This is a genomic window from Halorubrum sp. 48-1-W (assembly GCF_003287355.1).
Classification (GTDB): domain Archaea; phylum Halobacteriota; class Halobacteria; order Halobacteriales; family Haloferacaceae; genus Halorubrum.
On the sequence record NZ_QMIM01000029.1, the window covers coordinates 30,829 to 53,540 of the forward strand.

A 22,712-nucleotide genomic window follows, 5' to 3' on the forward strand; every position below is an offset into this window, starting at 1 on the left:
TCCGGACGCGAGCCACCGGCAGGCCGGTGCCCGGCACGCCGGCTCCCGGCACGCCGACTGCGACGTGATCGCTCGCCGGTCGCTCACAGGTATCGGTGGACGTACTCGTAGCCGGTTCGCACGAGTTCGTCGGCCCGTGAGTTGCGGACCGCCACCTCGATCGTCCCCTCCCGGATCGCCGTGACCACGGATTCGGGCGTGAAGTCCGGCGCTTCGAACCGGGTCACCGTCCGGCCGACCTCGAATGGGTAGTGGGCGTCGCTCCCGCCGACGACCGGGACGTCGAGCGACTCGGCGAGCTTCCGCACGCGGTCGGCGTTTCCGGGGTGTTTCCCGTTTATCTCGACGGCGTCGAACGCCGCGGAGCTCTCGCGGACACGGCTCCGTCGATACGGATGCGCGACGACCGCGACACACCCGTCGTCGTGCGCCCGCGAGACCACCTCCTCCGGGGTCCGTTCGCCCGGAACCGTTCGACGCGGCGGATCCGGCCCGATCACGAGGAGGTGACCGGCGGTCGTCGTCACCTCGATTCCCGGGACGAACCGCGGTCCCCCCGTCGCGCCGTCGAACGGTCGGTAGTAGTCGTGATTGGTCACCGCGACGCCGTCCAGCCCGGAGCGCCGACCCCACAGCGCCAACAGACGCGCGCCGACCGGGTCGTAGGCGGTCGGCTCCCCTCGGAAGCCGTGGAAGAACCGCGTGTGGGCGTGGAGGTCTACCGTGAACATCGGCCCCTCGGGCGGCGACGCGGCGTGTCCCGGCCGTTCGCGGGACCGCTCGGGTTCATGGACCCATCGGGGCGGGATCGTACCCCTCCCCGACGACGAGCCGAAGCGTTTCCGGTCGGACCTCGAGCGCGAGCTCGCGCCGTCGGACGACCTCCCCGTCGAGACTGAACCTGACGGGGTCCGGCGAGTCGCTTGTGATCTCCAGCGACGGCGCCTGGAACCGATCGATGTGCGACGAATCTTGTCCGAACAGGCGCTCGGACACCCTCTCGCTCATCAGGTCGAGCGCAGGCACGTCCTTGACGATCGCGACCTCGAAGAGACCGTCCTCCATGTCGGCCTGCGTCGTCCCGTCGGGCGCGAACTGACGCCCGTTCCCGACCATCACGACGAGCGCTTCGCCGCTCCAGGTCGGCGTGCTGGCCTCGCTCGTCCCGTCGTCGACGGTGAGCCGGAGCGGCTCGAACTCGCTCACGGTCCGGAGCGTCGTGAGCACGTACGCCAACCCGCCGATGCGCGATTTCAACGATCCGGACGTCCCGCTGACCGACTCGGCGGTCAGCCCCGCGACACAGGAGTTCACGAAGGGTCGGTCGGTCGCCATTCCGACGTCGACGGTACGCCTGGGACCGTCTTCGAGGGCGGTGAACGCGGCCTCGAGATCGGTGATGCCGATCTGCTTCGCGAAGTTGTTGCCCGTCCCCAGCGGGAGGACACCGAACGTCACGTCGTCGAACGCGTCCGCTCGGTCGATCCCCTGGACGACTTCGTTGACCGTCCCGTCGCCGCCGCCGGCCACGATAGTCGAGTACCCGGACTCGGCGGCCTCCCGCGCCAGCACGACCGCTTCGCCGGCCCGTTCTGACCGCTCCACCGCGTACCCGCTCAGGTCCGCTCGGGCCTCGACCTCGTCGGCATGGGAGCCGCTCCCGCTCTGCGGGTTGTACACGATCATCGTTTCCGCCATGTTACACCCCGTCGGACGCGGCGGTGGACCGGGTGGTGATGTCGCTCCCGACGCCTCCGCGTGTAGCGTTCGATCGTGGGACTTGACGGTCCTGGACGGCTCCGTTCGGAGCGGTTAGCGGCGTTCGAGACACGACGTACTACTCGCACTGCCGTCGAATCGTTAGGCGGTCGTTATCGCTCACGCGTCGGCCGTGGTTCATAAATCGAGACGGGACGACTCGCGGTTCGGGCGGTGTGAACGCCCAGACCCCTTTCGGGCGACGCGGGCGACCCCGCACGACGCGTGCGCTGTTTCCGGCACCGACCGAACTCGCCCGCCGTCGTCGGTCGTCGCCGTCGCCGCGGGGAACGCGCCGACCGGGGCGGATCGCACGCCCTCCCGCCGTCGACGTCGACGACTTGACCCGGCAAGTGCCGGCACAGCTGGTAAACGGCTTCCGCGCGGCTTCCGGGACGATGACCGACGAGAACGAGGACAGCCGCAAGCAGGGCGTGGAGTTCGGTCCGCTCGCCGACGAGCTCGAAGACGAGGAGTACCCGATCGACAAGGCGGCGCTACTGGAGCGGTACGGCGACCGTGAACTGGAGCTGGAAGGCGACACGACGACGATCCGGACGGTGTTGGAAGCCCAAGGCGAAGCCACCTACGAATCCGCCGACGACGTGCGCCGGTGCGTCATCGGGATGGTCAGCGACGAGGCGATCGGCCGGGATAACTACTCGGACCGCGGCGGTAGCACGGAGAGCGAGGAGGGAACCGAGGAGTCGGTGTAGGTCGGCGGCCGGAACGCGGGGCCGATTTCACGCCCTTGCGCTCGCATGCCGCCCGACTATGCTCGCCCGGCGCGTCCCTCCGACGAGTCATGTTCGCGCCTCTCCGCACGCACGACACCGCGTTCGTCCCCGCGTCTCACGCGTCCGACGGCCCTGCCGTCGCGTCCTCGTCGACGAGAGGAGCGGTCTCCCGCTTCGACACGGTCGTCCGACATGGACCCTGAACTCCGAACCGAGCGCTCCGTCTACGAGAAGACCACCCGGGAACGCCTGCGAGCGTGGGCGCTCATCGAGGGGAGCCGACCCGTCGTCGCGGGCGGTATCACCCTCGGGATCGTCGGGATCGTCGGTGCGCTGATCTGGGGCGGGATCCTGGCTGTGGGGCCCGACAGCTCCGTCGACTCGCTCTTCTCGAGCGGGCTCACCGCCGGCGTCGTCACGCTCATCACGGTCTCCCTCTCGATAAATCAGCTCGTCATCTCGCGGGTGTTCGGGACGGTGAACTCGCTGACGGACCGCCTCGACGGCGCTCGCGAACTCCACGAGGACGTCGCGGCCCTCGCCGGACGGCCGTCCAGTCCGAACGACCCGGCCGCGTTCCTCTCGCTCATCGCCCGGACGCTGTGTGACCGGGCTGACGCCCTCCGCGAGATGGGCGATTCCGGCGAGTGGGACCCGCCGAGCGAGGTGACGGACGCCGTTCGCGACATCGGGGCGTACGGGGAGAACATCGACTCGCACCTCGAGGACAACGCCCCCGTCAACCACGTTCTCAACGTCCTCCTGGGAACCGAATACGCGGTGAACCTCCGTGCCGTCCAACACGTCAGGAACGGATACGCCGAGTCGGCTCCAACGGGCGTTCGGACGGAGATCCGGGCGGTCGAGGAGCTCCTCGAAGCCATCGCCGTCGTCCGCCAGTTCTACAAGACGATAGCCCTCCAGGAGGACTTCGCGGAGCTCTCGCGGATGATCGCCTACACCGGACTGATCGCGTTCGTCACGACGATCGCGGTGACGCTCGTCTACCGGGAGGGCGTCGTCACGCTCCCGTCCTCGATGCTTCCCGTTGTCGTCACTCTCGGGCTCGGCGTCGTCACCACGCCGCTGACGCTTTTCGTGTCGTACGTCCTCAGGGCGGCGACGGTCGCCCGGCGGACCGTCTCGGTCGGCCCGTTCGTCCCGCCGTGAACCGGCGGACGTTCGTCGGAGGGGCGGTTCCGGCGAGGCCGTTTCGAAATCGCGTTCGACGCCGACGTCGCTCCCGACGCCGGCGTCCCCGCGTACGGCATACAGGACTATTACCGAGGCCGATCGTACACCGGGTATGACGATCACCGAGTCCGACCTCCCGGGGGTCGGAAAGAAGTTCGAGATCGAACTCGCGGACGGCGAGATGGTCGTCGTCATCCACAACACGGGCAAACGGGAGCTGTTCTACCGTCCCGAACCGAACGCCGACAGCGAGAAGGTGTTCGAGTTCGGCGACGACCTGGCCCGCACCATCGGGTCGATAATCGAGGGGGCACACTTCCAGCCGCTCGAGCCGGCGACCCAGGAGACCACGCTGCCGGGCGGGATCCTCCTCGAGTGGTACGAGCTCCATCCCGGTTCCGGACTGATCGGCGAGACCCTCGAGAGCGCCGAGGTCGGCAATCGGACCGGACTCACGATCGTGGCGATCCAGCGCGACGAGGAGACCATCGACAGTCCCCCGCCGGACACGACGCTGAAGGAGGGCGACACGGTGATCGGCGTCGGCACCCGAGAGAACTGTGAGGCCTTCGAGGAGCTTCTCACCGAATGACGGCGCGTTCCCCGCGCTCTCGAGTGATTTTCACGTCTCTCCCGGCGGTGATCCCCCGTGGCTGACCTCCTCCTCGAGGTCGGCGTCATGTTCGCAGCGATCGCCGCTGCCGGGGCCCTCGCGAACCGGCTCGGCCAGTCGGTGATCCCCTTCTACATCGTCTCCGGGATGGTGCTCGGGGAGTTCGTGATCGGGCGGGTCGGGCTCCCCGTCCTCGGCGAGGTGTACGTCGCCGAGTCGGAGTTCGTCTCGCTCGGCGCGGAGCTCGGGATCGTCTTCCTGCTCTTCTTTCTCGGGCTGGAGTTCAACCTCGACCGACTGCTCGCCAGGCGCTCTCAGATCGGAACTGCGGGCACGATCGACCTGGCGAACTTCGGCGTGGGGCTCGTGCTCGGGTGGCTCGTCTTCGGGACGTTCCTGCCGGCGTTCCTGCTCGCGGGGATCGTCTACATCTCCTCGTCGGCGGTGATCACGAAGTCGCTCATCGACCTCGGCTGGATCGCCAACGACGAGGCCGAGCCGATGCTCGGCACGCTGGTGTACGAGGACCTGTTCATCGCGGTCTACCTCGCGGTCGCGTCGGCCCTGGTGCTCGGCGGCGGCGACGTCGCCGCGGCGGCGACGGACGTCGGGATCGCGATCGGTTTCATTCTCGTGTTGTTGGGGCTCGTCCGGTTCGGCGCGCCGGCGTTCGACCGGCTGGTGGCGACCGACAACAAGGAGTTCGTCGCGCTACGGTCGATCGGGACGGTCGTGTTGATCGCGGGCACGGCGCTCGCGCTCGGCGTCAGCGAGGCGGTCGCCGCCTTCTTCGTCGGGATGGCCTTCTCGGCGACGAACTACGTCCACGAGATCGAGACGCTCTTAGAACCCGTCCGCGACACCTTCGCCGCGGTCTTCTTCTTCTGGATCGGGCTCGTCACCGACCCGTTGCTCTTCGGCAGCGTCGCCCCGCTCGTCGCGCTCGCAGTCGTCGTGACTACCCCGACGAAGCTCGTCACGGGCTACTTCGCCGGGCGTGCGTTCGACCTCGACGTCCGGCGGTCGAGCCGCGTCGCGCTCGGTATGACCACCCGCGGGGAGTTCTCGCTGATCATCGCCACGGTCGCCGTCGGCGGAGCCACGGCCGGCACGTTCGACCCGGCGGTGGCCGCGACGATCAACGCCTTCGCCGTCGGCTACGTCCTCGTGATGGCGATACTCGGGACCACGCTGATGAGCTACTCGGGGCCGTTCGAGCGGGCGGCCGTCTCGTGGCTCGACGGCCCGGATCCGGCCGGACCCGCGCCGGAGACCGGAGAGTGAGCCGCCCCCCGCTCCTCACTCGGCGGTCATGTCGAACGGCGGCTCCGCCTCCGGCGGGAGCGGCGTCTCGTACGGCTCGCCGTCGGTCGCCTCCTCGAACTCCGCCTTCGCTCTCTCGAGCGTTTCCGGGTCGCCCATGAGGTCGTGAGCCGACCCGGCGAGCACCTTCGCAGCGAACAGCATCCCCTTCTTCCCGAAGTCGCCGTTGGCGGCGACGACCTGCCAGGAGTGGCCCGGCGCGCCGACCGGCCAGGTCGCCGCGTTGAACTGGCCGGTCGGCGCGATGTAGCTCACGTCGCCGACCTCCGTCGATCCACCCGAGGTCACGTCCTCGTTGAACGGTTCGACCGGCTCCGGGTACAGCGCGTGGGGTTCGACGGTCTCGCGGAGGTCCTCGGGGAGCTTCTCGAGTCGGGACTCCCGGTTGCTCTCCGAGACCGTCTCGAGGAGGTCGCGGGCGAACTCCCGGTCCGCCTCGTCGTAGTCGATCGGGCCCACTGCCTCGATGTTCTCCCAGATGACGTCCGTGACGGGACCGTTGGCGAGGTAGTCGTGACACCCCGAGAGGAACCGTTCGCTGACCTCGGTCTGCGTCATCGTCGCCGCGCCCTGCGCGATGTCCCGCAGCCAGTCGGTGTTGCGCTCGACCTCCTCGCGGGTCGGCGCGCGGACGAAGTACCACACCGACGCCTCCGCGGGGACGACGTTCGGGGCGTCGCCGCCGTCCGGGATCGAGTAGTGGAGCCGCGCGTCGTCGGAGACGTGCTCCCGCATGAACTCGACGCCGACGTTGGTGAGCTCGACGGCGTCGAGCGCGCTCCGCCCGGAGTCCGGCGATCCGCCGGCGTGGGCGGCCTCGCCCTCGAACTCGAAGAGCAGGGAGTTGAGCGCGTTCGAGCTCCCGACCCGCGGCGTGTTCAGGTCGCCCGGGTGCCACGTCAACGCGGCGTCGAGGTCGTCGAAGACGCCCGCGCGGGCCATGTACGTCTTCCCGACGAGCGTCTCCTCGGCCGGACAGCCGTAGTACCGGATCGTCCCCTCGAGTTCCCCGGACTCGATCGCCCGCTTCACCGCGACCGCGGCCCCGAGCGTCGCGGTCCCGAAGAGGTTGTGCCCGCAGCCGTGGCCCGCCCCGCCCCGCTCGATCGGCGACCGTTCGGCTTTCACCTCCTGTGAGAGCCCCGGGAGCGCGTCGTACTCGCCCAGTATCCCGATCGTCGGGTCGCCCTCGCCGTAGGTCGCGACGAACGCCGTCGGCATCCCGGCGACGTCCATCTCTACGTCGAACCCCTCCTCGCGGAGGGTGGTCGCGAGCGCCTCCGAAGATTCGTGTTCGTGGAGGCCCAGCTCGGGGGTCTCCCAGAGCCGCTCTGCGAGGTCGTACAGCAGCTCCCGTTCCGTCTCGACCGTCTCGTACACCGTTTCGACACTCATGTTGGTAGACCTAACAAATACTCGGGATACTATCCACGTTCATAAACATTCGGGTGGATATATGTATGTATATGTAATGGTCGTCCGGACGTCCTCCCGATCTAAACATTTGATTGATATTCCTTCCAAAATTATTCTGTTTTTGATTGAATGTACAGTATATTAGGGTGGTATATGATTATAACTTTACTGTATGCGGTACTATTGGTTGAATGGGTACTAGCCAAACGTATATATGTTCGTTTGTGGGTTCTTCTGAGGAATTCATGGAACGCGAACACATCGATCGCCGATCCCTGATGAAACGTTTCGGTGCGAGTGCCGGTGTCGGCGTCGCGCTCGCGGGCTGTTCCGGTGAGACAGACGATGATACTGACGGCTCGGAGTCACTCGACGATGGATCTGAGAGTACGAGCGGCGACACGGATGACGACACGCTCGTCGCCACGGAGCCGCTGTATCCTACGACCTTCGATCCGCACAATCACGCGTCCACAAACACGTATCAGATGATCAATCAATCATTGTTCGAGCCGCTCCTCTACAACGATGAGGCGACCGACGACGAGGGAAACTACTTGGTGGACCCGTATCCCGGGCTCGCCACCGACTGGGAGTTCGTCTCCGACGACGAAACCGAACTCCGATTCTACCTTCGCGAAGGCGTAACGTTCCACAACGGGGACGAGTTCACGCCCGAAGACGTCGTCTTCACGTTCCAGCGCCAGTTCGACGTCGAGGAAAGCGAGATCGGTGCTCCCGGGTTGACCGAACTTCCACAGTACGAGGACATGGTCGTCGTCGACGACGAGTTCGCCGTCGACCTGATCTTGTCCAATGCGAGCCCCAAGACCATCGATCGGGTCTGTGGCACTCCGGTCATCATGAACGAGGCGTTCGTCGAGGCTAACGATCCGGCCGAGGACCCGATGGGGACGGGTCCGTACCAGATCGAAGACCGGACCGAAGGGGAGGAACTCGTCTACACGTATTACGAGGACTACTGGGGCGAAGAGCCGGACTTCTCGACCGTCCGTTGGAAGATAGCACCTGAAACCCAGACCCAGGTCTCACAGGTACAGGCCGGCGAGACGGATCTCGCCGTGGAGATCAATCCACAAGGATTGGATCAACTCAGCGACTATGACGGCGCACACACCGCGACGACGCCGACGCCGCGGTCCGTGTTCATGCAGATGCGGAACGTCGGTGACGACACGCCCTTCCAGAGTAAGGAGTTCCGGCAGGCGATGTGTCTCGCAATCGATAACGAGGACATCGTCGAGAACGTCGTCGGCGAATACGGCGATCCGACGACGACGCTCGCCCCGGATATCCTGCCTGAAACTCACCCGGATCTCGAACCGTATCCGTACGACCCGAAACGAGCCGAAGAACTCGTTTCCGAAAGCGGGTTGGAGGGCACGGAGTTCGAACTTCACACTCCCCAGGGACGCTATCTCAGGGATTCGGAGGTCGCACAGGCAGTGGTTGAAGACATCGACTCGCTCTCGAACGTCTCCTGTTCGGTCAACATTCGGGACTCGAATTCGTGGATCAGCGATCTGACCTCCGATGACGCGTCGGATCAGCCCATGGCGTCGATCGTCGGATGGGGCGGTGCGGACTTCCTGGTCAAAACCGCCGTCGTTCAGTGCTCGCTAGTGGAGGGGTCGTGGGGAGGAAACTGTTACGACGAACTCGAAGACTTGATCGACGAAGCGAACACGATCGAAGAGTACGATCCGTACATCGAGGCGAGCCGTGAGATCAGCCGGTGGCTCCACGAGGAGTACGTCAACGTCTGGCTCTACAACTCGTTTAACCTGTACGGGATGAGCGATCGTGTCGAGTTCGATCCACGGATCGACGAGGGTGTGTATCCCGCCATGGTTCGCCGCAGCGAGTAGGCCCAATCAATAAAAAAAGAGAGATCATGATCTCAGCGAAATACCTGTTCAAGCGGTTTACTCACGGCATTCTAGTCGTGTTAGGCGCGATCACACTCATATTCGGTCTCAGACATATCACTCCCGGTAGCCCGGTAAACGTGATGACTCCACCGACCGCTGGGCCGGAACTACGGGAGCGGGTCGCCCGAGAGCTCGGATTACATCTACCGCTCCACGTCCAGTACATCGACTATGTCAGCGGTGTCCTGCGGGGTGACCTCGGCGAATCATACGTCCGTGGCACGTCCGTCAGTCAACTCCTCATTGAGCGACTCCCGGCAACGATCGAACTCGCGATCGTCGCGACGGTGATCGCTCTGGGTATTGCCATACCACTCGGCGTTATCAGCGCGACGAACCGGGATGAACCGCTGGATTACGGCGCGACGTTAGGTTCCCTTCTCGGGATCAGTACTCCAAACTTCTGGTTGGGTATCATGCTGATCATGGTGGTCTCGGTTCAGGTCGGCTTCCTCCCAACGAGCGGACGTGGAACCGGATTCGCTACCGCGATGGCGATGTTGTTCTTCGATGGCGATGTCGGAGGACTGACGACGTGGATCCGACATATCATCCTTCCATCGATCACGCTGGGGACGTACTTCATGGCGCTGATAACGCGACTCACCCGGAGCGAAATGCTTGAGGAACTCGGACAGGAGTACGTTCAGGTCTGCCGTGCGAAGGGTCTCCCGGAAACGCTAGTTCTGTACAAACACGCATTGAAGAACAGTATGCTCCCAGTCATTACGGTCGTCGGCCTTCAGGTCGGGTACCTGATCGGTGGCTCGATCGTCACCGAAGTAGTGTTTGCCTGGCCGGGTGTTGGCTCCTTGATCATCGACGCACTGACCAATAGTGATTGGATGATCATTCAAGGATATCTGATCCTTGTCTCGATCTCGTGGGTTTCAGTCAATTTCCTCGTTGATATCACGTACACTGCGCTGGACCCGACGGTCGATCTGGAGGGATAATCATGTTCTCAAAACGAACCCTTCAGAGCCTACGTGACGTGTTGTACAGGTCCGTACTTCCGAAGATCGGTGTCATGTGTATCTTGCTCATCGTCTTTTCGGGAATCTTCGCTCCGTTGCTCGCTCCACACGATCCCACCGAACAGCGCTCGGATCTCTCCAATCAGCCTCCGATGTTGGTTTCTCAAGAGGTCACTGAAGAGACCGTCGAATTAGACGGACTCGAACAAAAAAAGACCACGGAGACGGTGACGAACACGGGTACGCTGGCTCATCCGCTCGGTACCGACGCGTTGGGTCGCGATGTCCTGTCACGAGTGATCTATGGTGCTCGTATCTCTCTGGTGGTGGGTATCGCCAGCACCCTGTTGGCCTTTCTTGCTGGGACCGCCTTCGGACTTACCTCCGGATATTACGGGGGCTGGGTTGACGACCTCTTCATGCGATTGATCGAGGTCCGACTCTCGATTCCCGGACTGGTACTGGCGATCGCCATTATCGGGATATTCGGATCGATACCGGTTTCAGTACCGGATCCGTTCGTTTCGCTCGGACTCGCGGCCGACATGCCGGAGACGACGGTCCTCCCGGGAGCGATCACGCTGGTCATCGCCCTCTTCTCGTGGGACCATTTCGCCCGTGTCGCCCGGAGTGAGGCTCTTTCGCTTCGAAATCAGAACTACGTTCGGGCGGCAAAAGCGTCGGGTGCCAGTAGCACGGCGATCATTCGTCGACACCTGTTCCCGAACGCGTTGACCCCCGTATTGGTTCTCGCCACGATCCGGGTCGCCTCGGCGATCATTCTGGAGAGCGTCCTCTCCTTCCTGGGATTCTCGGGGGTTACGTTGTCGTGGGGATTCGATATCGCCTTCGGCCGGGAGTACATGGGAACCGCTTGGTGGATCTCGTTCTTCCCGGGGCTCGCGATCGTGATCGCCGTCATCGGCGTCAATTTGCTAGGGGACTGGCTTCGGGACGCTCTCGACCCTGACATCGATACTGGAGGTGCGATCGAATAACCATGAGTGAAAAGAAACTCCTCAAAGCGAGGGATCTGAAGGTTCGATTCTACACCGACGAGGGCCAGATCAACGCGGTAGAGAACGTCGACCTCGACTTGTACGAGAACGACGTACTAGGTATCGTCGGGGAGTCCGGCAGTGGAAAAAGTGTGACCGGCCTCTGTATCATGGGGCTGATCGACTCGCCGGGACGCGTCGACGGCGGATCGATTTGGTACCGGAACCCTTCGTTACTCGACGAGTACGGGGCAGACCCCGCAGTCGAGACGGACGGGCCGTTCATAGACGTACTCACTCTACCCGATGAAGTTCGTCGTAGCCTTCGCGCACGTTCGTTCAGCATGGTCTTTCAGGATCCGATGGAGAGCTTCGATCCCTCCTATACGGTCGGCGAACAGATCGCCGAGGCCGTCGAGGTTCAGAGACGGATCGACGCCGATACTGACACCACTAACGAGTACGGATTGCGGGATCTCCTATTGAGTACTGTCTCCGACTCGCACCGATACGTTTCGGATCGGAGCCGTGAGCGGGCCGTCGAGCTCCTCGAGATGGTCGGACTCTCGGATCCGGACCAACGAGCCGACGAGTATCCCCACCAGTATTCCGGCGGTATGCTTCAGCGGGCAATCTTGGCACAGGCGCTGGCGGCCGATCCTGACGTTCTCATCGCGGACGAACCCACTTCAGCGCTTGACGTCACTATCCAGGCTCAGATACTGGAGTTGCTGGCTGACATCCAAGACGAGACGGGAATGAGCATCATATTAATCACTCACAACTTGGGAGTCGTTGCTCGGGCCTGCGAGCACGTCAGCGTAATGTACGCCGGAGAAGTGGTCGAGTACGCTCACATCGAACAGATACTCGATACGCCAGCACATCCGTACACGCGTGGATTGATACGAAGCGTTCCGGAGATATCGATACACGATCAAGTGCTTGACCCGATAAGCGGGAACGTTCCGAACCTGTTTGACGAAGAAATGGGTGATGAATGTTATTTCGCGGATCGATGCCCCGAAGCACTGGACGAATGCTTCTCTGCGAACCCTGACGACGTCGATATCGCGCCTGATCACACGGCCAAGTGTGTTCTCGTCGATTCGGAAGAACGGACTGACCACGAGTCTCTCTCCATCGAAGCGGAGGACGATTGATGACGAAACCGCTACTCACGGTTAAAGAACTGGAGAAGTACTACTACACGAACGATACGATCACTGATCGGTTACTGATGGCCGAACGAGAGAGCATCAAAGCGGTTGACGGACTCTCATTCGGTATCAACGAGGGTGAATCGTTCGCGATCGTCGGGGAATCCGGCTGTGGAAAATCGACCGCAGCCGAAGCAATCCTGAACCTTCGCACACCGACGAACGGCGAAGTTTCGTTCGATGGTGACCCGATATATCCAGTTACATCGGAGAACCGGAACGAACGTCATGAGTTCAGACGTCGAACGCAGATCGTGTTTCAGGACCCGAACTCAAGTCTAAATCCGCGTATGCCGGTCGGAGACATAATCTCCGAACCGCTCTTGATTCACGACGTTGGAGACGCCGAATACAGACGGAACCGTGCGAAGGAACTGCTCGAAGAGGTCGGCCTAAGCGCGGAGTACGTCGATCGATATCCACACGAATTCAGCGGCGGACAACAACAACGAATCGCGATCGCACGTGCGCTCGCGATAGAGCCGAGCCTGATCGTGTTCGACGAACCGGTGAGCGCACTGGACGTCTCTGTCCAAGCACAGATCCTTTCGCTACTCACGGAGCTACAGGACGAGTACGACCTGACGTTCTTGATCATCAGTCACAATCTCGCCGTCGTCAGTCACATTGCGGACCGAGTCGGCGTCATGTATCTCGGTGAATTCGTCGAGAAGGGACCGACGGATAAGATATTCGCTGACCCCCAACACCCCTACACGGAGGCACTGCTGGAGAGCGTCCCGCGGGTCACGCCCGAAGAACGGCACAAGGACGTTGAGCTCCTGCCGGGTGACGTGCCGTCACCGAGCGATCCGCCGTCCGGGTGTCGGTTTCATACCCGCTGTCAGTACGCTCGCGACGTCTGCCAGAACCAGCAGCCGATCCTACAGAAGTTCACGAACCAAACCGACCACCGAAGCGCCTGTTTCCGAGTCGTCCCGGACCACGAGTACTGGGAGAGTGACTCGATACGGTGAATCAGCGGTTGGCCGACGTTAATCTCTCCAGTAGACCGTCGTCTCCGGACTTACTCAGGCAACCACGACAACGGTGAGTACCATCCCGGCGATCGCGGCCGGCGGGATCGTGAGGTTGTCGTCGACGGCGACCCCGCGGACGATCGTGGGGATCCCGTCCGCGACCGTCGCGGCCACTGCGCCGGCGACCGCGACGGCGACGCCCGCCCCCGTGCCGAACGCGGGGACGACGAACGGGACGGCGACCGCGACGCAGACGACGAACATCGCGGCCCACACGAGCGGGCGTTTCGGTTCCCGCGGGCCGTTCACGCCGAGCGCGCCGCTCACCGGGTCGCCGATCGAGAGCATCCACATGGCCGGGACCGCGAGCGTCGGGCTCGCGACGGAGGTGGTCGCGAGCAGCGCGACCACAGCCATGCTGACCTGGTAGAGCGCGTAGCCGCCGACCGCGTCAGCCTCGTACTCCCGGGTCAGTGCCCGGTACACGGCGTGGTCGAGCCCGACGACGAGCCGGAGGAACTCCAAGACGGCGACGAGGACGACGCTGGCTGCGAGCAGCACTGCGGTCTCCGTCCACGAGAGCCATCCGAGCAGGTACGGGACCGGGTACAGCGTCCCGCCGGCGTGGACGAGCCGCCGCTCGAATTCCACGCGTTCGCGCCAGGCTGTCCCCGGGAGCGCCACGGTCAGCTCTCTGCCGCCGTCTCGACGTCGGTCTCGACGACGCCGTAGCGGTCGATCAGGGTTGCGAACGTCCCGCCGGCACGGAGCGCGGTCAGTTCCTCGGCGAGGTCCGGGACCGGGACCCGCACTTGGGCTGCCGAGTCGCGCTCGCGGACGGTGACGGTCTCCGGGCCGTCGCCCTCGACCCCGTCGCGGTCGACGGTCACACAGAAGGGGGTGCCGACCTCGTCCTGTCGGCGATAGCGCCGCCCGATGGAGCCGGAGTCGTCGTACGCGACCGCCAGCCCCGCCGTGCGGAGGTCGGCAGCGACGCGCTCGGCGAGGTCGGTGAGCCGATCGTCGTTCGTCACGAGCGGGAACACCGCGGCGTCCCGCGGCGCGATCTCGGGGGCCAGAGAGAGGTACGTCCGCTCCTCGCCGTCGACCTCGTCGGTCTCGTAAGCGTGGGCTAAAAGCGTCTGGACGGTCCGGCCGACGCCGAAGGACGGCTCGACCACGTGCGGCGTGATGTGCTCGCCGTTCTCGGTGACCGTCTCCACCGAGAAGTTCGCCACCTCCGCGTCGACCTCGACCTCGCGAGTCCCGTCGTCGTTCCCACCGTCGCCGACCGCGACGGTCACGGTCTCGCCCTCGAACGCGTCGGGGTCGCGGCCGGCGAGCCTCTCCAGCGCCTCGGCGACCGCGGCGGCGTCGCCGCCGAACTCGGGGCCCAGCACGGACATGTCGGGGTCGACGGTCGCGCGCTCGACCGTTCTCGGCTCGTCGTAGCGTTTGAACACGGTGAACGAGTCGTCGCCGTAGGCGTCGTGTTTCGAGAGGTCGTAGTCGCCGCGGTACGCGAAGCCGGCGATCTCGATCCAGTCGCCGTCGACCTCGCTCTCCGCGTCCCAGCAGTCGGCGGCGTAGTGGGCGCGCTCGCCCGAGAGGTGCTGGCGGAACCGGAACCGGTTCATGTCGACGCCGACCCGCTCGTACCACTCCTGGGCGACGCCGAGGTAGTAGCCGACCCACGCCGAGCCGACGACCCCGTCCGCGACCGCCTCGCCGACCGTGGTGTCGAGGTACTCGCCGTCCTCTTTCCCCTGTTCGGTCGCCGGGTAGAGCCGGACCTCGACGTCCTCGACGCGCTCGAGCGGCGGCTCGTCGGCCTCGGGTTCGATGAACTGTTCGAGCTCGGCCTGGGTGAACTCGCGGAGCCGGAGCAGGCCGCCCCGCGGGGAGATCTCGTTGCGGTAGGCGGGGCCGATCTGCGTGATCCCGAACGGGAGGCTCCCGCGGGCGTACTCCTTCAGCCGGGGGAACTCGACGAAGATCCCCTGGGCGGTCTCCGGGCGGAGGTAGCCGGGCTGGCCGTCGCCCGGGCCGATCGCCGTCGCGAACATGAGGTTGAAGTCCTCGACGTCCCGGCCCGCGAGCGGCGAGCCGCACGAGGGGCAGGCGACGTCGTGGTCGCGGATCAGCTCCTCGACCTCCTCGACCGGGAGCGCCTCGGCGTCCTCGATCCCGGTGGCGTCCTCCACGAGGTGGTCCGCGCGGTGGGACTCGCCGCACTCGCCGCACTCGACGAGCATGTCGTCGAACCCCTCGAGGTGGCCCGACGCCTCGAAGACCGCCTCGGGCATCACGGTCGGGGCCTCGATCTCGCGGTTCCCCTCCTGGAGCGTGAATCGGTCGCGCCAGGCCTCCTCGAGGTTGCGTTTGAGCGCCGCGCCCTGCGGACCGAAGGTGTAGAACCCCGCGGTGCCCCCGTACGCGCCGTTCGCGCCGAAGAAGAACCCGCGCCGCTTCGCGAGCTCGACGAGGTCCGCGCCGGCCATCAGATACCCTCCAGGAGGTCGATATCCAGGACGACCCCCGACAGCTCCGTCCCGTTCACGAGCGGGACCTGTTCGATGTCGTTGGAGATCAGTTCCTTGGCGACCTCCCTCGCGGTCCGCGTGCCGGCGACGGTGACGAGGTCCTCGGTCATGAAGTGGCGCGTCGCGCCCGCGGGGATCTCGACGTTACGGGTCGGGAGGTAGCGCGCGCCCGTCGCCTTGATCCCCTCCCAGGACCACTCGGAGTCCTGCTCGGCGATCGAATCGCCCGTGCTCGCCTCGCCCTCGACGACGCGGGCCACCTCGAGCACGTCGACCTCCGTGAGGATCCCCGCCATGTCCGCGTCGTCGTCGAGGACGATCGCGTACGGGACGCCGGCGAGCCCGATCTCCCGTTCCGCGACCGGTAGCGGCGTCTCGACGTGGGTGGCGTTGACCTGGGGGGTTGCGAGTCCGCCGACCGGCTCGTCGCCGTCGACCTCGCCGCGGGCGATCGCCCGCACCACGTCGGTGACGGTGAGGATCCCGACGAGGTCGTCGCCGTCGACGACCGGGAGCCGCCGGGAACGCTCGGCGACCATCGTCGCAGCCGCCTCCTCGATCGTCGCGCCCGCGGTCGTCGTCGGCACCTCGCGCATCAACAGCGCGAGCTGGTCCTCGTCCGGCTGGTCGATGAGGTCGTCCCGGGAGACGAGGCCACGGTACACCTCCTCGCCGTCGACGTCCTTGACGACGGGGACCGAGGAGAAGCCGTACTCCTGGAGGTACTCCAACACGTCGTTCCGGCTCCCGGGGATCTCGACGACGACGAGGTCGGCCCGCGGCGTCATGGCGTCTGCTACGTTCATGCCCCGTCTTTCAGCGTCGCTCCTCTTGTATCCCCCGAAGGGCGACCGAGGCGCGCTACCGGATCGATGCCGGCGTCTCGTCCACCGTCTCCGTCGGAGACGGCCGGCGTCTCCGGTTCGTCGTTCGGCCGACGGTCGGCGTCTCCGGTTCGTCGTTCGGCCGACGGTCGCCGTTTCCCTCCACGAGCGCCGGATCGACGGGGATCGCTCGCCCGTGTCATCGCTCCCGGCACGAATAGCCGCGTTTTCCGGCGGGTCCCGATCCGTGGTTCGCAACCCTTTTGACTGACTGTGAACTAATGACAACCATGTCACGGAGTTCCACTCCCTGGGACGACCCGGACCCCGACCGTCGGCCGACGCGCCTGCCGACGGACGCGGAGGCGACGACCCCCACCTCGACCGACGTGATGGCGTCGATCGATTCCTCCTCGTCGCGACCGGAACTCGTCATCGCCGACGTCTCCCGCGAGAACGCGTGGCTCTCCGTCGACGAGCGGAACGCCACCGTCCTCGAGGAGTGGTGCTGACTGCTGTGGTCCGCTGACCGTCCGTTCTCGGGCTACTCCTCCTCCTCCCCGAGGTCCCGCCCCGCCTCCCACGCCCGGATCACTGACGCTAGCGTCCGACACGTGGGCACCGACGCGCCCCGTCGGTCGGCGCGGTCGACGACGGCCCCGTAGATCGCGTCGACCTCGGTCCGCCGGCCGGCCGCGACGTCCTCGGACATCGACGAGCGGTTCGTCGCCGTGTCGCGGGCGACCCGCTCGAGCGCGTCGACCGCCGCCGACTCCGTCAGGTCCACCCGCTCGGCCCGGGCGACGCGGGCGACCTCGCGTGCCGCCTCGCGGGCGATCCCGCCCGCCGGCCCCTCGACCGTCTCCCCGTTCGTGACCCGGGCGAGCGCCGACGGGCCGTTGATCCCCGCGTTGACCGCGAGCTTCTCGTACCGCCGTCGGGGCATGTCGGCAGTGGCGACCGCCTCGATCCCGGCGTCGACGAACGCCCGGGCGATCCGCCCCGCGAGCGCGCTCTCCCCGCCGGCCAGCGCCCCGACGACGACCTCGCCGACGCCCGTACACCGCACGCGTCCGGGCTCGAGCAGTCGCGCGCCGTAGCTCGCCGTCCCCGCGAGGACCGGCGCGTCGAGCGCCGCGACGAGCCGCTCCTCCGTGAGCCCGTTCTGAAGCGAGCAGACCGCGCCGTGCTCCCCGGTCCCGATCGCCCGGGCGGCCTCGTCCGTGTCGTACGCCTTCGTGGTCACGAGCGCGAGGTCGGACGAGCGGTGGTACCCGTCCGTCACCGCGCGCGGTCGGACGCACGCCTCGATCGCCCCGTCGATCCGTAATCCCTCCTCGCGGACCCGCCGCATGTGCGTGTTCCGGCCGACGAGCGTCACCTCGTGTGCGCGCGCGAGCAGCCCGCCGACGAGGCTGCCCAGCGCGCCGGCACCGTACACGAGCACCTCCATGCGCGGCCGAACGATCCCTCGGGGAAAAGCGGTGTCGGTGGCGGGGGCGTCGTTCCCGGGCCGTCAGCCCTTCAGTCCGCTTCCGGTCAGCGGGACGACGACGTCCTCGTCCGCGTCGATGGCCCCGCGGTCGCGGAGGTCGCGGAGGGCGGCCGGCGCGACCGCACACGTCGGCTCGGTGTAAAAGCCCGCGGCGTGGAGCCGGTCGAGCTCCCGCTCGCCGGCCGCTCCGGTGACCGCGACCGCGTCGCCGCCGGTCGCGCGTACCGCCTCGAGGATCCCGTCCCGTCGAACCGGCTCGGCGATCCGGATCCCGTCCGCCGAATCGTTGCGTTTCCCGTCGGGATCGGCAGTCTCGGGGCCGTGAAGCTCACGGACGATCGGCGCGGTCCCGGCCGCCTGCGCGCCGTAGAGCCGCGGGACCGACTCGATCCAGCCCGCCCTGCGGAGTCGCTCGAACCCCCAGTACGCGCCGAGAAAGAGGGTGCCGTGTCCGAGGGGAGTCACGACCACGTCGGGCGCCTCCCAGTCACGCTGGTACGCGATCTCGTAGGCGACGGTGGCGGTCCCCTCGAAGAAGGCGGGGTTCCAGGCGTGGCTCGCGTACCAGGCGTCCGTGCCGGCGCCGTCGTTACTGCCCTCGACGGCCGCGACGCACGCGTCGGTCACGTCCGCCCGCGAGCCGTCCACCCGAACCGGCGTCGCGCCGGCCCGCCGGATCGCCCGGAGCTTCGCCTCCTTCACGTCGGCCGGGACGTACACCTCGGCGTCGATCCCCGCGCGGGCGGCGTACGTCGCGATCGCGGCCCCGGCGTTGCCCGAGGAGTCCTCGACGACCCGCTCGACGCCCAGTTCGTGGGCGCGCGTGAGCGTCGTCGTCGCGCCGCGGTCCTTGAACGAGCCGGTCGGGAAGACGTACTCGAGTTTGAACTCGGCGTTCCAGCGGTCGGCGTCGACGAGCGGCGTCGACCCCTCGCCGAGGGTCACCCGGTCGGCCGGGTCGTCGCCGACCGCGACGAACTCCTCGAAGGCCCACAGGCCGGACCGCGCGTCGAACGCGTCGGGGTCCGGCGGCCCGCCCGGCGGAAGCGGCCGATCCGCGAACTCGAGCGGGGAGCCGCACGTACAGCGCCAGCGGTCCGGGAACGTGGTTCCGCAGTCGGGACACACGAGTGGTCGGGGCGCGTCGTCGGCGTGGTCGGGTCCGGTCATCAGTATCGGTCGACGTTGGTCCCGACCGAGCAGACGTACTCGCCGGCGGCGACCTGCGGGAGCCGTCGGGTCCGCCAGAACACCCCGTCGGCGTCGGCGGTCACCCGACCCTTTCGCCCGCCGAACACGTCGGTGACCTCGAAGAGCGTCTCGCCCGCGGACACCCGATCGCCGAGGTCGGCCTCGAACCGGACGAGCCCGCCCGCCGGAGACCCGTACTGGTCGAACCCGCGGGCCCGGACCTGCCGTTCGACCTCGACATTCCCGTCGAGGAAGCCGTAGTGGCGGAGCACGTTGAACGTCCCCTCGACGCCGTATCGGATCGACTCCTCGTCCCAGCCGACGCAGCCGCCGAGTTCTGGGTCGATCGTCGGGACCCCCTGGTCGGGGGCGGCCCGCGCGAGCTGGCCGTCCGGCCCCTTGATATCGAGGACGTATCCACACCCGAACACCTTCGCGAGCTCGAGACAGTCCCCGTGGAGGTGGTGTCTGATCCCGCAGCGGACCCGCGTCTCGTTTATCATGCGGCTCGTCGACCCCTGGTGGAGGTCGACGATCAGGTCGGCGCGTTTCGCCTCCTCGAAGGTCGCGTGCGCGATCCGTTCGCTCGTCGTGCCCTCGGCGTCGCCGGGGTAGCCGCGGTTCATCTTCCGGTCGTCGATCGGGTTCCGGTGTTCGGCCACCTGGTACGCAAAGTAGTTGACTATCCCGACGACGAGGACGACGCCCGACAGCTCCGTCGGGTCGATCCGTGGAACGAGCCGGTTCACGACGCCCAGCCCGTTGAGCTCGTCGCCGTCGCTGACCGCCTGTACGTAGAGGGTTCGCCCCTCCTCGGATCCGTTGATGACGGCGACGGGGAGCCGGACCGGGCTCCCGTCCCGCGTCTCGCCCACCTCGAGACGGCCGGTGTCCGTCTCGCCCGGGGACGCTCGCGCCGTACCCAGCGTGATCATTACGCGGACGTGGGTCGGCGACCCCTTTATCCGTTCGGTCGGCGGCGGTTTCCGCCCGCCCGCTCGACCGATGACGAGCGGTCCGGAGCGTCCCCGCCGAGCGGTGTCGACCGCTCCGCGACACAAGGTTTACACTCGCTTCGGTCGAACGGGCGGTAGTCACCGCTGTCCCGGCGGCCGATCGCAGACCACCGCACATGAGTATCGACATCGACCCGCTGTGTGACGCGCCCGGTCTCACGGTCACGGACCACATCGAGAACACGCAGTTCGAACTCTACACCGACCGACGGGTCACGCCGCGGCCGTCGCCGGTCGAGGAGCACTACTTCCCGGTCGACGCCAGCGTGACCGTCGAAGCCGGCTCGATCGAGATCCCGCGGATCGCGGTGGTCGAGGCCCGCTCCAGCGACGGAACCCTGCTCGCCCGCGGGGACGACCTCTCGATGCCAACCGGGGAGTACCACCTCGGGATCGACCCCGCCCCGACGAAGCTCTACTCGTTCTTCGAGTCCGGATTCTCCGTCACCACGACGGACCGAACCACCCGGATCGACCTCGAGGCGGTCGCCGACGTGACCCTCGGGTTCAGGTCGCTCCACCAGCGACCGGCAGGGACGATCACGACGCCGACGGACCCCGAGTCGTTGCTGGACGCGGTCTCGTGTCTGGGGTCGGCGCTCGGGACGACGAGCCCGGAGCGCTCCTTCCCGACGCTCCGCGGCCACCCGCCGCTCATCGAGCCGGGCGAAACGTTCCACGTGCCGGACCGGATCGAGCGGCCCGAAAGCGGCGTGCGGATCGTGGTTCCGCCCGCCTACCGGGACCTCTACCCCGTCGTTCCGCTCGCGTACTACTTCGCAGCCGAGGTGGTTCCGGGGTCCGTCGCGCGGATCGAGGGGGACGGCTGGGAGCACCCGCTCGAACCGGACGTCGAGCGGCGGGCTGCGGAGGTCCTCCGACAGTCGTTCCACTTCGACTGCATCACCCGGACGGAGGGGTTCTACCCGGTCGACCTCCACGAGCGGGCGACGACCGTCGCCGACCTCGACTGGGCCGCGCTGTACGAGGCCCCCCTCGCCGAACGGCTCGGGGCGTACCTCGACGTGCCGTTCGAGCGGATCGAACCGGAGCTCCCGCAATGGACGCTCACGACGGATATCCGGCCGGACCCCGACAACGTCGAGTCGCTCCCGTTCGTGGCCGGGGAGCTCTCCATCGTCCGGTCGCCGGGGACGGTCACGCCGGCCGAGACCGGTCCCGGCGGCGGGATCGGCTTCCTCCGAGCGCCGGACCCGGGGCCCGCCGAGTTCGTCCGCGGCGGGGCGGGCGTCGACGACGGTTCCGACCTCGGCGACGGTCCCGACCTCGGCGACGATCCGGTCCGTCGCGGGGTGGGACCGCGCGGGGCCGACGCCCCGGGCGACCGCGGGGCAGTGCTCGGGTCCGCCGAGTTCGTCCGTCCCGAGCCGGTCGAGACGGTCGAACACGCGTGGGTCGGCGACGGGGTTCCCCTCGACGCGAACAAGGCCACGCTCGACGCCTACCGCCGACGGCTGGAGACGGACACGGTCGAGCAGTCGCGCATCTCGGTGCTCGTCGTCTGTAACGACGAGCAGATGCGCGAGGAGGGGAAGGTGTCGGAGCTCTACGGGCTCCGGGACATGGTCCAGTTCGACATCGAGGTGCGCCACGACCTCACTCGCGCGGAGATGCGGGAGGTGCTCGCCTCGGACGTCGACTTCCTCCACTACGTCGGCCACGTCGACGACCGGGGCATGCAGTGTACCGACGCCTACCTCGATCTCACGCGCGAGGACCTCCGGGTCAGCGTCAGCGCGTTCCTCCTCAACGCCTGTCAGTCCTACGAGCAGGGGGAGGCGCTGATCCATCGCGGGAGCCGCGGCGGGATCGTGACGCTCAGCGACGTCGCGAACTCGCCGGCGACGAAGCTCGGCCGGATCGTCGCCCGGCTGATGAACAGCGGGTTCAACCTCCGGACCGCACTACACGTCGCGAAACGGGAACTGCTCACCGGCCACCAGTACATCGTCGTCGGCGACGGCGCGACCACGATCTGTCAGAGCCGGAGCGGGATCGCGATCGTCGTCGACATCGAACCGGCGGGCTCGACGTGGGACTTCACGATGTCGGCGTACCCGAACGGGCCGTACGGCGTGGGGAGCATGTACAGCCCGACGATCGACGGGGTCTCCGAGAACTATGCCGTTCCGACCGACGCGAGAATAGCCGGGCTCAGTTCCGAGCGGTTGACTGGTCTGCTTCAGCTCGAAACGCTACCCGTCTTCTTCGAGGACGAACTCCACTGGAGCGACGAACTGTTGCCGCTTTGATCCGTATCTCGTCTTACGGGCCGGGCGTCGCCTGAGCCGCGTTCGCTGCCGCGGGGGCCGCCTGCGTCAACAACAGCAGGGCGGTGAACAGGACGCCGGTCATCTTCGGGTGCTCTGCCAGGTATGCCGCAACACTTTCGGGCATATTACACCAGAACGCGCGTGAGATTAAGTTCTAGTCTTATACGAAGTGGTACGTTCT

Annotated in this window: 21 protein-coding genes; 11 read left to right on the forward strand and 10 right to left on the reverse strand. The window is 66.4% G+C overall.

Features of this window, described 5'->3' with window-relative positions:
* Positions 1 to 83: 83 nt before the first annotated feature.
* On the reverse strand, positions 84 to 731 hold the full coding sequence (locus DQW50_RS13390; protein WP_112079774.1) for a PHP-associated domain-containing protein: 648 nt from the start codon (positions 729 to 731) through the stop codon (positions 84 to 86).
* 55 nt (positions 732 to 786) lie between these two features.
* Entirely contained in the window at positions 787 to 1,698 is a 912-nt protein-coding gene (locus DQW50_RS13395; protein WP_112079775.1) for a diacylglycerol kinase family protein, read from the reverse strand.
* A gap of 458 nt (positions 1,699 to 2,156) precedes the next feature.
* On the opposite strand from DQW50_RS13395, the gene DQW50_RS13400 reads away from it, so the two are divergent.
* From DQW50_RS13400 to DQW50_RS13415, 4 genes are all read left to right on the forward strand, one after another.
* Positions 2,157 to 2,474 carry a hypothetical protein gene (locus DQW50_RS13400; protein WP_112079776.1) on the forward strand — a complete coding sequence of 106 codons (318 nt, stop codon included), beginning with the start codon at positions 2,157 to 2,159 and terminating at the stop codon, positions 2,472 to 2,474.
* A gap of 213 nt (positions 2,475 to 2,687) precedes the next feature.
* Entirely contained in the window at positions 2,688 to 3,665 is a 978-nt protein-coding gene (locus DQW50_RS13405) for a hypothetical protein (protein ID WP_112079777.1), read from the forward strand.
* A 136-nt stretch (positions 3,666 to 3,801) separates the two neighbouring features.
* On the forward strand, positions 3,802 to 4,281 hold the full coding sequence (locus DQW50_RS13410) for a cation:proton antiporter regulatory subunit (protein WP_112079778.1): 480 nt from the start codon (positions 3,802 to 3,804) through the stop codon (positions 4,279 to 4,281).
* Positions 4,282 to 4,368: 87 nt separating this feature from the next.
* Positions 4,369 to 5,586: a cation:proton antiporter gene (locus DQW50_RS13415; RefSeq protein ID WP_112079802.1), complete on the forward strand. Its 1,218-nt coding sequence runs from the start codon at positions 4,369 to 4,371 to the stop codon at positions 5,584 to 5,586.
* Positions 5,587 to 5,601: 15 nt separating this feature from the next.
* Here DQW50_RS13415 and DQW50_RS13420 read toward each other — a convergent pair whose 3' ends face one another.
* Positions 5,602 to 7,020: an amidohydrolase gene (locus DQW50_RS13420; protein ID WP_112079779.1), complete on the reverse strand. Its 1,419-nt coding sequence runs from the start codon at positions 7,018 to 7,020 to the stop codon at positions 5,602 to 5,604.
* Between the two features lie 266 nt (positions 7,021 to 7,286).
* On the opposite strand from DQW50_RS13420, the gene DQW50_RS13425 reads away from it, so the two are divergent.
* The 5 genes from DQW50_RS13425 to DQW50_RS13445 are packed head-to-tail and all read left to right on the forward strand — an operon-like array spanning position 7,287 to position 13,165.
* Positions 7,287 to 8,930 carry an ABC transporter substrate-binding protein gene (locus tag DQW50_RS13425; protein ID WP_198664686.1) on the forward strand — a complete coding sequence of 548 codons (1,644 nt, stop codon included), beginning with the start codon at positions 7,287 to 7,289 and terminating at the stop codon, positions 8,928 to 8,930.
* A 26-nt stretch (positions 8,931 to 8,956) separates the two neighbouring features.
* On the forward strand, positions 8,957 to 9,949 hold the full coding sequence (locus tag DQW50_RS13430) for an ABC transporter permease (protein ID WP_112079781.1): 993 nt from the start codon (positions 8,957 to 8,959) through the stop codon (positions 9,947 to 9,949).
* Positions 9,950 to 9,951: 2 nt separating this feature from the next.
* Positions 9,952 to 10,968, forward strand: a complete 1,017-nt coding sequence (locus tag DQW50_RS13435) for an ABC transporter permease (protein WP_112079782.1) — start codon at positions 9,952 to 9,954, stop codon at positions 10,966 to 10,968.
* Positions 10,969 to 10,970: 2 nt separating this feature from the next.
* On the forward strand, positions 10,971 to 12,131 hold the full coding sequence (locus DQW50_RS13440) for an ABC transporter ATP-binding protein (RefSeq protein WP_112079783.1): 1,161 nt from the start codon (positions 10,971 to 10,973) through the stop codon (positions 12,129 to 12,131).
* Positions 12,131 to 13,165, forward strand: coding sequence for an ABC transporter ATP-binding protein (locus DQW50_RS13445; protein ID WP_112079784.1), 1,035 nt, complete (start codon positions 12,131 to 12,133; stop codon positions 13,163 to 13,165). Before DQW50_RS13440 ends, DQW50_RS13445 begins: the two co-directional genes overlap by 1 nt.
* Positions 13,166 to 13,219: 54 nt before the next feature.
* Here the strand turns inward: DQW50_RS13445 and DQW50_RS13450 are convergent, their stop codons facing one another.
* The 3 genes from DQW50_RS13450 to DQW50_RS13460 are packed head-to-tail and all read right to left on the reverse strand — an operon-like array spanning position 13,220 to position 16,517.
* Positions 13,220 to 13,852 (reverse strand): dolichol kinase, encoded by a 633-nt coding sequence (locus DQW50_RS13450; RefSeq protein WP_112079785.1) that lies wholly within the window; start codon positions 13,850 to 13,852, stop codon positions 13,220 to 13,222.
* A gap of 2 nt (positions 13,853 to 13,854) precedes the next feature.
* The gene (gene glyS, locus DQW50_RS13455; RefSeq protein ID WP_112079786.1) at positions 13,855 to 15,669 is read right to left on the reverse strand and encodes a glycine--tRNA ligase; all 1,815 of its coding nucleotides are present in this window, start codon (positions 15,667 to 15,669) and stop codon (positions 13,855 to 13,857) included.
* A complete protein-coding gene (locus tag DQW50_RS13460) occupies positions 15,669 to 16,517 on the reverse strand; it encodes a CBS domain-containing protein (protein WP_112079787.1) in 849 nt (282 codons plus the stop codon). The genes glyS and DQW50_RS13460 overlap by 1 nt, the downstream gene beginning before the upstream one ends.
* A 308-nt stretch (positions 16,518 to 16,825) precedes the next feature.
* Between DQW50_RS13460 and DQW50_RS13465 the strand changes: the two genes are divergently transcribed.
* Positions 16,826 to 17,047 (forward strand): hypothetical protein, encoded by a 222-nt coding sequence (locus DQW50_RS13465; RefSeq protein WP_112079788.1) that lies wholly within the window; start codon positions 16,826 to 16,828, stop codon positions 17,045 to 17,047.
* A gap of 32 nt (positions 17,048 to 17,079) precedes the next feature.
* Here the strand turns inward: DQW50_RS13465 and DQW50_RS13470 are convergent, their stop codons facing one another.
* The 3 genes from DQW50_RS13470 to DQW50_RS13480 form a co-directional block, all read right to left on the reverse strand.
* A complete protein-coding gene (locus DQW50_RS13470) occupies positions 17,080 to 17,988 on the reverse strand; it encodes a ketopantoate reductase family protein (RefSeq protein ID WP_112079789.1) in 909 nt (302 codons plus the stop codon).
* A gap of 63 nt (positions 17,989 to 18,051) precedes the next feature.
* Positions 18,052 to 19,200 (reverse strand): pyridoxal-phosphate dependent enzyme, encoded by a 1,149-nt coding sequence (locus DQW50_RS13475; RefSeq protein ID WP_112079790.1) that lies wholly within the window; start codon positions 19,198 to 19,200, stop codon positions 18,052 to 18,054.
* Positions 19,200 to 20,156: a succinylglutamate desuccinylase/aspartoacylase family protein gene (locus DQW50_RS13480; RefSeq protein ID WP_112079791.1), complete on the reverse strand. Its 957-nt coding sequence runs from the start codon at positions 20,154 to 20,156 to the stop codon at positions 19,200 to 19,202. The genes DQW50_RS13475 and DQW50_RS13480 overlap by 1 nt, the downstream gene beginning before the upstream one ends.
* Before the next feature lie 197 nt (positions 20,157 to 20,353).
* On the opposite strand from DQW50_RS13480, the gene DQW50_RS13485 reads away from it, so the two are divergent.
* Positions 20,354 to 22,510 carry a caspase family protein gene (locus DQW50_RS13485; RefSeq protein WP_112079792.1) on the forward strand — a complete coding sequence of 719 codons (2,157 nt, stop codon included), beginning with the start codon at positions 20,354 to 20,356 and terminating at the stop codon, positions 22,508 to 22,510.
* A 13-nt stretch (positions 22,511 to 22,523) separates the two neighbouring features.
* Here the strand turns inward: DQW50_RS13485 and DQW50_RS18650 are convergent, their stop codons facing one another.
* Positions 22,524 to 22,655: a hypothetical protein gene (locus tag DQW50_RS18650; protein ID WP_255417640.1), complete on the reverse strand. Its 132-nt coding sequence runs from the start codon at positions 22,653 to 22,655 to the stop codon at positions 22,524 to 22,526.
* Between the last annotated feature and the right edge of the window lie 57 nt (positions 22,656 to 22,712).